The 12,605-nt window shown below is 59.9% G+C and carries 9 protein-coding genes; 3 read left to right on the forward strand and 6 right to left on the reverse strand.

Annotated features, from left to right (window positions below):
* Positions 1-36: 36 nt before the first annotated feature.
* The gene (locus tag PMA3_RS03055; protein WP_064675793.1) at positions 37-402 is read right to left on the reverse strand and encodes a PilZ domain-containing protein; all 366 of its coding nucleotides are present in this window, start codon (positions 400-402) and stop codon (positions 37-39) included.
* A 157-nt stretch (positions 403-559) separates the two neighbouring features.
* Between PMA3_RS03055 and PMA3_RS03060 the strand changes: the two genes are divergently transcribed.
* The 3 genes from PMA3_RS03060 (at position 560) to yjiA (ending at position 3,931) form a co-directional block, all read left to right on the forward strand.
* Positions 560-2,626 (forward strand): carbon starvation CstA family protein, encoded by a 2,067-nt coding sequence (locus PMA3_RS03060; RefSeq protein ID WP_064675794.1) that lies wholly within the window; start codon positions 560-562, stop codon positions 2,624-2,626.
* 14 nt (positions 2,627-2,640) lie between these two features.
* Positions 2,641-2,838, forward strand: coding sequence for a YbdD/YjiX family protein (locus PMA3_RS03065; protein WP_054616680.1), 198 nt, complete (start codon positions 2,641-2,643; stop codon positions 2,836-2,838).
* 121 nt (positions 2,839-2,959) lie between these two features.
* The gene (gene yjiA / locus PMA3_RS03070) at positions 2,960-3,931 is read left to right on the forward strand and encodes a GTPase (RefSeq protein ID WP_064675795.1); all 972 of its coding nucleotides are present in this window, start codon (positions 2,960-2,962) and stop codon (positions 3,929-3,931) included.
* Positions 3,932-4,052: 121 nt separating this feature from the next.
* Here the strand turns inward: yjiA and PMA3_RS03075 are convergent, their stop codons facing one another.
* The 5 genes from PMA3_RS03075 to PMA3_RS03095 form a co-directional block, all read right to left on the reverse strand.
* Complete coding sequence (locus PMA3_RS03075) at positions 4,053-4,769, reverse strand: GntR family transcriptional regulator (RefSeq protein ID WP_064675796.1); 717 nt, start codon at positions 4,767-4,769, stop codon at positions 4,053-4,055.
* Between the two features lie 25 nt (positions 4,770-4,794).
* Positions 4,795-5,499, reverse strand: a complete 705-nt coding sequence (locus PMA3_RS03080) for a FadR/GntR family transcriptional regulator (RefSeq protein WP_064675797.1) — start codon at positions 5,497-5,499, stop codon at positions 4,795-4,797.
* Positions 5,500-5,566: 67 nt separating this feature from the next.
* Positions 5,567-6,880: a C4-dicarboxylate transporter DctA gene (locus PMA3_RS03085; RefSeq protein ID WP_064675798.1), complete on the reverse strand. Its 1,314-nt coding sequence runs from the start codon at positions 6,878-6,880 to the stop codon at positions 5,567-5,569.
* Positions 6,881-7,224: 344 nt separating this feature from the next.
* A complete protein-coding gene (gene glyA, locus PMA3_RS03090) occupies positions 7,225-8,478 on the reverse strand; it encodes a serine hydroxymethyltransferase (RefSeq protein WP_064675799.1) in 1,254 nt (417 codons plus the stop codon).
* A gap of 262 nt (positions 8,479-8,740) precedes the next feature.
* A complete protein-coding gene (locus PMA3_RS03095; RefSeq protein WP_064675800.1) occupies positions 8,741-12,589 on the reverse strand; it encodes a sensor domain-containing protein in 3,849 nt (1,282 codons plus the stop codon).
* Between the last annotated feature and the right edge of the window lie 16 nt (positions 12,590-12,605).

The following is a 12,605-nucleotide window of genomic DNA, read 5'->3' on the forward strand; positions in this document are numbered from 1 at the left end:
TTGACTGGTTGAACACAATCCCTGTGGGAGCGGCCGTCAGATTTCGATGAGTGCGCCCAGCTCCCGCTCCAACTCCTGCGGATCCCCCAGATTTAACTCGATCAACCGCCGCAGACGCTCAATCGATTCCAGGCTGATGTGCTTGCAGACAAATCCGAGCTGGCCGTAATCTTCGTGGGTCAGCTGCACATCCATCCTGATTTCGACGTCATCGCTCAGATGAATCTCGACGAAAAAATCCTGTTCCCGATCTCCCAGCCACGGTTCCGGCTTTTCGATCAACAGCCCCTTCAGTGACAAGTCGATCAGCTTCACCGGCCAGATAAATTCCCCCTGGCCCAGTTCGGTTCGGGCATTGAATGCAATACGTTTGAAGTGGCGGCGATCAGTGTGCTCGCTCATGGCGCGATCCTCGAAATGTCCGCTGACTATAGACCTGTAATGTCACAGCCTGCGACCAGGGCAGGCGTCCGGCCCATATCGGGGTATGGCCTTTGTTGTCAGGCAAGCTAAACTCGGGATGGCTGTCTTTCTTGTCCACCCTGGCTGGAATCATAAAATGAAAAATAATAATGGCCTGCTACGCCACATACCCTGGCTGTTGCTGGCAATCGTGGGGGCGTGCGCCCTTGGCGTCGTGGCACTGCGCCGAGGTGAGGCGATCAACGCCTTGTGGATTGTGGTCGCCGCCGTGGCCATCTATCTGGTTGCGTACCGTTACTACAGTTTGTTCATCGCTAACAATGTGATGCAGCTCGATCCGCGCCGGGCCACCCCCGCCGTGCTCAACAATGACGGCCTGGACTTCGTGCCGACCAACAAACACGTGCTCTTCGGTCACCACTTCGCGGCGATTGCCGGCGCAGGGCCCCTGGTCGGACCGGTTCTGGCGGCGCAGATGGGCTACCTGCCCGGTACGCTGTGGCTGATTGCCGGGGTGGTGCTGGCCGGTGCGGTGCAGGACTTCATGGTCCTGTTCCTGTCGACCCGGCGCAATGGCCGTTCCCTGGGTGACATGGTCCGCGAAGAAATGGGCCGCATCCCCGGCACCATCGCCTTGTTCGGGTGCTTCCTGATCATGGTCATCATCCTCGCGGTGCTGGCGCTGATCGTGGTCAAGGCCCTGGCCGAAAGCCCGTGGGGCATGTTCACGGTGATGGCGACCATCCCGATCGCGATGTTCATGGGCCTCTACATGCGCTACATCCGCCCGGGCCGCATCGGTGAAATCTCGGTGATCGGCGTGGCGCTGCTGCTCGGTTCGATCTGGCTCGGTGGGCAGATTGCCGCCGACCCGGTTTGGGCCAAGGCGTTCAGCTTCACCGGCGTGCAGATCACCTGGATGCTGATCGGCTACGGTTTCGTCGCCGCGGTGTTGCCGGTGTGGCTGATCCTGGCACCGCGTGACTACCTGTCGACCTTCTTGAAAATCGGTACCATCGTTGCTCTGGCGATCGGCATTCTGATCACCATGCCCGATTTGAAAATGCCAGCATTGACCCAGTTCATCGACGGTACCGGGCCGGTGTGGAAGGGCGGTCTGTTCCCGTTCCTGTTCATCACCATTGCCTGCGGTGCGGTTTCGGGGTTCCACTCGTTGATCGCTTCGGGCACCACGCCGAAACTATTGGCCAATGAAAGTCATGCCCGTTACATCGGGTACGGCGGCATGTTGATGGAGTCCTTCGTGGCGATCATGGCGATGGTGGCCGCTTCGGTGATCGAGCCAGGTGTGTACTTCGCCATGAACAGCCCGGCGGCGATCGTCGGCAGTGACGTGGTGTCTGTGGCTCAAACGGTCAGCAGCTGGGGTTTTGCGATTACCCCGGAAGCGCTGCAAGCGGTGGCCAAGGACATCGGTGAAACCACCATCCTGGCTCGCGCCGGCGGTGCGCCGACCCTGGCGGTCGGTATCGCGCAGATCCTGCACAGTCTCCTGCCGGGTGAAAACACCATGGCGTTCTGGTACCACTTTGCGATCCTGTTCGAAGCTCTCTTCATCCTCACCGCGGTAGACGCCGGTACCCGTGCCGGACGCTTCATGCTCCAGGATCTGCTCGGCTCCTTCGTACCGGCGCTGAAACGCACCGAATCCTGGACCGCCAACCTGATCGCCACCGCCGGTTGCGTGGCGATGTGGGGTTACCTGCTGTACCAAGGGGTGATCGATCCGCTGGGGGGCATCAACACCTTGTGGCCGCTGTTCGGTATCTCCAACCAGATGCTGGCCGGGATCGCGCTGATGCTGGCGACGGTGGTGCTGATCAAGATGAAGCGTCAACGCTACGTCTGGGTCACCATGCTGCCTGCGGTCTGGCTGCTGATCTGCACCACCACCGCCGGCTTCATCAAGCTGTTCGACGCCAACCCGGCAATCGGTTTCCTGGCACTGGCGAAGAAATACAGCGATGCCCTGGCCAACGGTCAGGTACTGGCACCGGCCAAGAACATCGAGCAGATGCAGCACGTGATTTACAACGCCTATACCAACGCCACGCTGACGGCACTGTTCCTGTTCGTGGTGTTCAGTATCCTGTTCTATGCGCTCAAGGTCGGCATTGCCGCCTGGGGCACCAAGGAACGTACGGATAAAGAAGCACCGTTCCAGGCCCTGCCCGATGCTTGATCGAGGATTGCAGCATGTTCAATGACCTGAGTCGCCTCGGTAAATACCTCGGTCAGGCCGCGCGCCTGATGGTCGGCATGCCCGACTACGACAACTACGTCGAGCATATGCAGAACAAACACCCGGACAAGCCGGTGATGAGCTACGAGATGTTCTTCCGCGAACGTCAGGAAGCCCGTTACGGTGGCAAGGGTGGGCCCAAGTGCTGCTAATGCAGTACTAGGCAATACAAACCTGTAGGAGCCGGCTTGCTGGCGATAGCGATCTCAAGGACGCCATCGCCGGCAAGCCGGGCTCCTACAGTTTTTTTTTAGCGCATGGGAGATTTTTGTTTTGCTCACACCAATCCCGGTAACGATCCTCAGCGGCTTCCTCGGCGCCGGCAAGACCACCTTGCTGCGCCACCTGCTCAAAGCCGAACACGGCCTGAAAATCGCTGTGATCGAAAATGAATTCAGCGACGCCGGCATCGACACCCAACTATTGGGCGATGAACCGGTGCAAGTCATGACGCTGTCCAACGGCTGCGTCTGCTGCACCATTCACACCGACCTGACCAAAGCGCTGTACCTGCTGCTGGAACGCCTGGACAGCGGCGAAATCGCCTTCGACCGCCTGGTGATCGAATGCACCGGCCTGGCCGATCCGGCACCGGTGGCGCAAACATTCTTCATCGACGAAGAGCTGCGCGAGCGTTACATCCTCGACGGCATCATCACCCTGGTGGACGCTGCGCACGCCGACACACACCTGACCCAGACCATCGCCCAGGCCCAGATCGGTTTCGCCGACCGCCTGCTGGTGAGCAAACGCGATCTGGTGGACGAGGCGACCTTCACCGCATTGAGCGAACGCCTGACCCGGATCAACCGTCGCGCGCCGATCCGGATAGTCGACCACGGCAAGATCGACCTGGCCGAATTGCTCGATGTGCGCGGTTTCAATCTCAACGCCGATCTTGGAGGCGGCGTGAGTTTACGGCCCGTCAGCAAGGCGCCTTCCATCGACCGCATTTCCAGCCTGGTGCTGCGGACCGACAAGCCGTTGGATATCGACAGGCTCAGCGAGTTCATGAACGAGTTGTTGGAAGAGCATGGCAAGCAATTGCTGCGCTACAAAGGTGTATTGAATATCCTTGGCGAGCCGCGGCGCATGGTGTTTCAGGGGGTATTGAAGTTGTACGGCTTCGATTGGGACACGGAGTGGGCTGACGATGAAACGCGCGAAAGCGTGATCGTGTTCATTGCCGATGATTTGCCGGAAGAGAAGATTCGTGAAGGGTTTGCGCGGGTTGCAGCCGATTAAGGGATCGGAACGCCCTTGTAGGAGCGAGCTCGCTCGCGATGGACGTAAGGATAACGCGTTCATTCAGAAGAAACGCGTAATCGTTGACGTACATCGCGAGCGAGCTCGCTCCTACGGCGATCTACCCGGCAGCACGGGTTCGAATGGTCGACGATCCAGCGTTCAGCAATCTTTCTTCAAGATGATCCAGACGCCGGCTCATCAACATTTCGGCCATTACTGCATCCTCACGCTCCACTGCATCGACAATCTCGGCGTGCTCCTGCCACACGCAATCACCGCCTGCCTGCGCATCAAACTGCGCAATCGCCAACGAAGTCAATGGCACCAGACTGCCAAGAAAATGCGCCAACGGTGCATTCCCCGCCATATCGGCCAACGCCAGGTGAAATTCCCCCGCCAACCGAATCGCCGGGCCACGCTGGTCGCGCTCCAGGCACTGGCGTTGGCGCTTGACCAGTTCACGCATGCGTTGCACATCCTTCGCTTGAGGCTGCTGGCAGGCTAGCTGTGCCAAGGTGATCTCGGTCAGCCGTCGGGCATGCAGCGTCTGCCGAGTCTGCTCGGCATCGGGCGCGGCGACTCGGGGACGATGATTGGTCCGAAGGATAATGATCTGCTGATGGGACAGCTGCGTCAGCGCGCTACGAATGTCACTGCGTCGAGCGCTGAACATCTGCGCCAGGCTGTCTTCGGTAAAGCGACTGGCTGCATGGATGCGCTGTTCGAGAATGGCATCGAATATCTGTGAATAGAGATCATCCGCTGCGGGTTTCCCGGTGTCCGCTCGCGGGAAGGGCAGGGCAGTGAGGATTTGCGGTGAGGCGAAGCTGTTCATGGCTTGTCTCCAGTTCGAAGCGGACTCAAGTGACGAGGTTGTCGTCCGGAATATTCAATTCGATGCCCATCCGCTGGCCTTCCCGAAGGATGTGCCGACGCATCTCGGCGCTGGCCTGGGCGCTGTTTTTGCTGCGAATAGCGCGTACCACGGCTTCGTTCTCCTCAAGGCGCTCAGCCAAATGCTCCGGGGAGTTGCGCAGCACCTCGGCGCTTTGCTTGAGGGCGTTACTGGTCTGCTGCACCACACTCTGGAAAATCGGGTTCGAGGTCAGGGTGAACAGTTCTTCGTGGAACGCGATGTAGGCGTTCACTCCGGCTTCGCTGTCGTTGGCCTCCAGGGCTTCGCGCATGTCCATCAGTGTCAGGCGCAGTTGCCCGATTTCCTTGCTGCTGATGGACTGTGCCACCAGGCCGACAATGAATGGCTCGAGGGTGTAACGCAGTTGCAGCACGTCTTCCAGGCTCGCCCCAGCCACCGCGCTGTCGTGAGTCTGGCTGTCACTCAGATTGGCTTCCAGCACAACCACGCCTTTGCCAGGCATGGAGCGCACCAGTCCGAGGGTCTCCAGCACGGTCACTGCTTCGCGCAGGCTCGGGCGGCTGATGCCCAGTTGTTCGGCCAGTTCCCGTTGCCCCGGCAGCATTTCACCCGAGCGCCACTGACCACGGGCCAGAGCGGCCCGAAGTTTTTCTACGACTGAATTCACGACGGTCGACGAGGTGATCACTGTTGGCTCCATGAGCATCCATAACGATTGAGGGCCGTGCCTGCCCGTGGGCAGGCACGGCGATTGTTCAGAATTCCTGCTGATGCGGAGGGCCTACCGGTTTCCTGGGCTGGAAGGTATACCCCACCTGGCCGGAAAGCACTTTGTTCGCCCGCTGGATATCGATGTCTTTTTCCCAGCGCGCGATGGCCACCGTGGCGACGCAGTTGCCGATCAGGTTGGTCAGCGCCCGGCCGATGCCCATGAACCAGTCCACTGCCAGCACCAGTACCAGGCCCACGACGGGAATTGCCGGAATGGCCGTCAGGGTTGCCGCGAGAATAACCAGTGCCGAGCCGGGAATGCCATGGGCGCCTTTGGAGGTGATCAGCGACACCAGCAGAATCGTCAGCAGGTCGGTCATGGCCAGCGGTGTGCCGGTGGCATTGGCGATGAACACGATGGCCAGGGTCAGGTAGATCGAGAAACCGTCCAGGTTGAACGAGTAACCCGTAGGAATCACCAGGCCGACCGTCGAGCTGCCGATGCCAAGGTGCTCCAGCTTGCGCATGATTTGTGGCAACACGGCATCGGACGAGGCGGTGCCCATGACGATCAGCAGTTCTTCACGCAGGTACTTGAGCAACGGCCACATCTTCAGGCCCGAAAGGCGCATCACCAGGCCGAGAATCAATGTCACAAACGCCACGCAGGTCAGGTAAAACAGGCCAACCAGGCTGCCCAGGTGCTGCAGCGAATCCAGGCCATATTTGCTGGTGGTGAAAGCGATGGCGCCGAACACACCGATCGGCGCCAGGCGCACGATCATGCCCATGATGCGGAAGATCACGTGGCTCAGTTCATTGATCAGCCGGGAAATACCCGACGCAGCTTCGCCCACCAGGTTCAGCGCACTGCCGAACAGCACTGAAAACAGCAGGACTTGCAGAATGTTGTTCTCCGCGAAGGCACCGATTACCGAGGTCGGGATCAGGTTCATCAGGAACTGGGAGGTGGTTTGCATGTGCTGACCGCGCTGGGCGATGTCGCCCATGTCGGCAGCGGAAAGCTGATCCAGATGAATGTTCGCGCCGCTGCCGATGCCGGTGGTGAAAGCGAACACCAGACCAATCACCAAGGCGATGGTGGTCAGGATTTCGAAATAGATGACTGATTTGAGGCCGATGCGTCCGACCTTCTTCAGGTCGCCGGCACCGCTGATGCCGCTGACCACTACGCAGAACACGATCAGGCCAATGAGCATTTTGATCAGCTTGATGAAACCGTCACCGAGCGGTTTGAGCTGAGCCGAGTATTCGGGAAGGGTCAGCCCGCAGACGATGCCGAGCACCAGTCCGAGAACCACTTGGAGGAAGATTGAACGCGAGCACCATCTGAGCATGGGAGGAATCCTGGTCGGTGTCCTGGCTGCCGAGGCTTGAGCGCATCAGATTCAGGACTTAATTATTGTGGTCTTACCGGTATGTCCAGTGCAGGCACAGTCTACGCTGGGTTTTTTCAGGATTACAAGAGCTGACGCAAAAAAATTGGCATGACCGGTCTGACCGGTTGTGCCGGCCCCCGTAGGAGCCAGGCTTGCCGGCGAAGGCGTCTTCATGGGCGGTGCAGGGCTCAAGGTCGCCTTCGCCGGCAAGCCGGCTCCTACAGGGAAATCGATAAATCGCGGACAAAAAAAACCGGCCATTCACTGGCCGGTTTTTTCGTTGCAACGGTTTTACGGGCTGATTAAGCGCCGTACACCGGCAGCTTCTTGCAGATAGCCTTGACCTTCTCACGAACGGCGTCGATCACCGCTTCGTTGTTCAGGTCCGCCAGGATGTCGCAGATCCAGCCGGCCAGTTCCTTGCACTCAGCTTCCTTGAAGCCACGAGTGGTCACCGCCGGGGTGCCGAAGCGCAGGCCGGAGGTCACGAACGGGGAGCGTGGATCGTTTGGCACCGAGTTTTTGTTCACGGTGATGAAAGCCTTGCCCAGCGCGGCGTCGGCGTCCTTACCGGAGATTTCCTGCTTGATCAGCGACAGCAGGAACAGGTGGTTTTCAGTACCGCCGGAGACCACGTCGAAACCGCGCTCGATGAACACGCTGGCCATGGCCTGGGCGTTTTTCACCACTTGTTGCTGATAGACCTTGAACTCAGGCTGCAGCGCTTCCTTGAAGCAGATCGCTTTAGCGGCGATCACGTGCTCAAGCGGGCCACCTTGGGCGCCCGGGAATACTGCGGAGTTCAGCTTCTTCTCGATGTCGGCGTTGGCGCGAGCCAGAATCAGGCCGCCACGTGGACCGCGCAGGGTCTTGTGGGTAGTGGTGGTCACGACGTCAGCGAATGGCACCGGGTTCGGGTAGACGCCAGCGGCGACCAGGCCAGCCACGTGAGCCATGTCGACAAACAGGTAGGCGCCGACTTTGTCAGCGATAGCGCGAAAGCGCGGGAAGTCCAGGATCTGCGAGTAGGCAGAGAAACCGGCCACGATCATTTTTGGCTTGTGCTCAACGGCCAGACGCTCGACTTCGTCATAGTCGATCAGGCCATTGCCGTCGATGCCGTACTGCACGGCGTTGTACAGCTTGCCCGAGGACGAAACGCTGGCACCGTGGGTCAGGTGACCACCGTGGGCCAGGCTCATGCCCAGGATGGTGTCGCCGGCTTGCAGCAGGGCCAGGTACACGGCGCTGTTGGCTTGGGAACCGGCGTGCGGCTGAACGTTGGCGTAATCGGCGCCGAACAGTTCTTTGGCGCGGTCGATGGCAAGCTGCTCGACCACGTCGACGAACTCGCAACCACCGTAGTAGCGCTTGCCCGGGTAGCCTTCGGCGTACTTGTTGGTCAGTACCGAGCCTTGAGCTTCCATCACCGCAGGGCTGGTGTAGTTTTCCGAAGCGATCAGCTCAATGTGCTCTTCCTGGCGCTGAGCTTCTTGCTCCATGGCGGCAAAGAGATCGGCGTCGTACTTGGCAATAGTCAAATCACGGCTGAACATGGCGGTCCTCAAGGATCGGGGGCAGAAAAGGGGGGCATTCTAACCCAATGGGTTTTAGATGGCATATGAAAGGACATCATGTCGCAGACAAGTGGGCTTCATGACCGGATATGCGGTGTCTGTGCAGGCCTCATCGCGGGCAAGCCCGCACAGTGGATCTTTGTCGATCACAAATGGTGTGTATACCCGAAGAACCCTGTGGGAGCGGCGGTGCGACGATTCGACTTGCCCGCGATGAGGTCATCAGCAGCGCCACACAGTTTCAGTCGAAAATGAACAGCGCATCATTACTGAACTGCGCTTCAAACCGGCTCGCCGGCATCGGACGCCCGAACAGATAACCTTGAACCTCATCGCAGCCATGTTCACGCAGGAAGTCGAGCTGTTCATGGGTTTCCACACCCTCGGCAATCACCGCCAGATTCAGGCTGTGGGCCATGGCGATGATCGCCCGGGCAATCTGCGCATCCTGCTCGCCCGACGGCAGGCCGTCGACGAAGGAGCGGTCGATCTTGAGCACGTCGATCGGGAATTGCTTGAGGTAGTTGAGCGATGAGTAACCGGTGCCGAAGTCGTCGACCGCGATGCTCAGGCCCAGGTTTTTCAGGCCGGCGAGGATCTGCATCGCTTCGCTGACTTCGCGCATCAGGATACTTTCGGTCAGTTCCAGCTCCAGGCACTCCGGTGGCAGGCCGGTTTCCTGGAGGATGGTGGCGATCCGCGTGCCGAGCTGGCCATCGGAGAACTGCCGGGTGGAAATGTTCACCGAAACCTTGGGCACCCGAACCTTGGCCTGATGCCAGCTCTTGAGCTGACGGCAGGCCTCTCGGATCACCCAGTCGCCGACATCCACCACCAGACCCAGCTCTTCGAGCACCGGAATGAAATCCCCCGGCGGTACCAGGCCGCGACGCGGGTGACGCCAGCGCAGCAGTGCTTCGGCGCCGGTCAGGCGTTTGCCGTCGCCGCTGAACTGCGGTTGGTAGTACAAAACGAATTCATTTTGCTCCATCGCGTGGCGCAAATCGCTTTCCAGCTCCAGGCGTTCCAGGGCGCTGGCGTTCATGTCCGCCTGGTAGAACTGGAAGTTGTTCTTGCCGCGCTCCTTGGCGTGATACATCGCGGTGTCGGCGTTTTTCATCAGCTGACTGAGCTCGTTGCCATCCTGAGGGCTCAAGGCGATGCCGATACTGGCCGTGACGAAGAATTCACGGCCTTCGAGGACGAAGGGTTTCACCAGGCTGGCGAGGATCTGTTCCGCCACATGAATCGCGCGGTTCAGCGCGGTTTCGCGGTTGACGCGGGGCTGCAGCAACAAGGTGAATTCATCGCCCCCCATGCGCGCCACAGTGTCGTCATCGTCGACGCAGCCGAGCAAACGCGTGGCCATTTCCTTGAGCATGCGATCGCCGGCGGCGTGGCCCAGGGAGTCGTTGATCGGCTTGAAGCGGTCCAGGTCGAGGAACATCAGCACTACCCAGGACTTCTGTCGCTCGGCCGATTGCAGTGCCGTGTGCAGACGATCCTGGAACAGGGTGCGGTTGGGCAGGTGGGTCAGGGCGTCGTAATAGGCGAGGCGGTGAATCCGCTGTTCACTGGCCTTGCGCTCGCTGATGTCGCTGAAGAAACACACATAGCTGGCCAGATCGCCTTCGTCGTCCAGCACCGCGGTAATCCCGACCCAGGCGGGGTAGTGTTCGCCATTGCGTCGTTTGAGCCAGACTTCACCTTCCCAGGTGCTGTGCTGGTGCAATTGCTTGAGTACATAGCGCAGATGGGCTTCCTGCTGCTCGTCGACGGTCAGCATGTTCGGCAGCTGATCGAGCACCTGCTCCACGGCATACCCGCTGACGCGACTGAACGCTTCATTGGCCTGGACGATATAGCCGGCCGGGTCGGTGATCAGGATCGCTGACGTCGAGTGCTCGAATACCGTCGCGGCCATGCGCAGGTCTTTCTCGGCCCGGCGTCGCTGGCTGATGTCACGACCCACGCCCAACACGCCTTCGAACCCGCCGAGTTCATCCCAGACCAACACCAGCCTCAGTTCGATCGGAATCTTGCGTCCGTCGGCCCGCAGGCAATCGAACAGGAACAACTGGGTCTGCACCTGGTTGCGCAACAGGGTCAGTTGCTCGGGTTTGTCCAGCGCCTTGCTGAGCCGGTCCATCAGGCTATGAATGCCGATCAGCTGTTGCGGGTTGGCGATGGTCGATTGCCAGCCGTGCTGGAAAATCCAGTCGACGTCGTAACCCAGCACGGCCTGTACCGACGGGCTGACGAAATTGAGGGCCATCTTGCTGTCGGTGGAGAAAATCACGTCGCTGATGCTTTCAGCGAGCATCCGGTAGCGCTGTTCGCTGTCGCGCAGGGATTCGCTGGCTTCGATCTGCTCGGTGATGTCCTTGGCGACGCCTATGATCCGGGTGACCTGACCCTGAGCATCCCGCGCCAGGGCCTGTTCGCGAATCTCGAACCGTCGCCAGCTGCCGTCCCGGTGCTGGAAACGCAGTTGGCACTGCAGCAATTGACTGTAACCGGCCTGTCGCTGGTGTTGACGCGAGCGATGATAGAAACCGGCGTCGTCGGCGTGCAGCAGGATCTCCCAGAAGTATTCGCCCATCTGATGCAATTCGGTACGGTTGTAACCGAGTGTCTGCCCCAGGTGGTGGTTGCTGAAGATCATTCGCTGGCTGATCACGTCCTGGACGTACAGGTGGTCCGGCACGGTGCGCACCACGTCGGACCAGAAACCTTCGCGCTCCAGCAATGACAGTTCAACGAGCTTGCGGCGGGTAATGTCGGTGATGCTCAGGATCAGCGCGTGGCAGTCGTCCTGGTCTTCCGGCAGGCGCAGCACCAGCCATAGGTGTTGGTCGCAATCATTGGCGTCCTGGAGCTTGATTTCCAGCTCAAGCTGCTTGTGCTGGTTGAGCACCGCCTCGAGCACTTGATCGCCGACGGCATTGCCATCCTGCGGATCGCCGTCGATCAGCAGTCTCCAGGCGTGTTCGGTGGATTTTACGTTGAGCAGTTGCAGGGCGACCTGATTGACTTCGGTGATGCGCAGTTCCCGCAGCAGTTGCTGACGTTGCTCCGGGATCTCCAGCCAGGCCTGCAATTGTTCGCTGCTGTGCAGCCGCGCCTTGTTGAAGAAGCTCTTGAGTCCGGACACATCGAGTACGCACAGGGCGACACCGGTGCCTTCGAAAATATCCTGATAGCGTCGGCGGCCTTCATGCAGCTGGCGCTGGCGGCGGCGCGAATTCAGCAGCGCGATGAACGGCAGCAGGGAGAGGGCCAGCCCCAGCAGGCATTTGCCGATGAACGCCGGCAACAGTTGTTCAATCGCTCGTAGTCGATCGAACAGCCCGCGCAGTTGCCAATCGCTGCTGCTAAGGGGAACTGTCAACACGCTGTTGGCCAACTCGTCCTGGGTCAGCGCGCTGGGCCTGGCCATGGGCAGCGTCTGATCGCGGCTGATGACCTGTTGATCGACGCGGTTTTCCACCAGCCAGAGTGGGCGGATGCCGGTTTCGTTTTGTTTGGTCAGTGCTGCGAAAAACGTCGGCGCCAGGCGCAAGGCCCAGTAGCCACGGGAGCTGCCGCTGGCTTGATGCAACAGCAGATACACTACTGAGCCATCGTCGGCATTGCTGAAATAATGGGCCTGGCGGCGGCTGCGGCGGACCAGGTCGCTCAGGTAGTCGGCGTCCTGACTGTCGGCGGCGCTGTCGCTGAGGATTTTTCCGGAAGGGCTGAGCAATGCCAGGCTGCGCAGGTCGGGTAACGACTGTCGCAGTTTGCGCAGCAGGGCCTGCTGTTCGTCGGCGCTTTGCGGTTGTTCGACGATCGGTAGCAGGTTGAGGGCGATCTGCGCATTCAGCCCCATGTTCAGACTGACTTGCGCAGCCAGGTCGGCGGTGTACTCGATGGTGTACTGACGCTGGTTTTTCTGGGTTTCGCCAAGCTGATCCAGCAACTGCCAGAACAGTAGTGCGAGCAGCAATAGAACCAGTGTCGCCAGTGCGCCCTTCAAGGTTCCGCGCAGGGGCGACGCGGTCGCAGGATCGAGTGGGCTCACGGAAGCTGGCGGGGTGGCGTTAGGCAAACTGTAATCCTGCTGT

It is taken from the genome of Pseudomonas silesiensis (genome assembly GCF_001661075.1).
Lineage (GTDB): Bacteria > Pseudomonadota > Gammaproteobacteria > Pseudomonadales > Pseudomonadaceae > Aquipseudomonas > Aquipseudomonas silesiensis.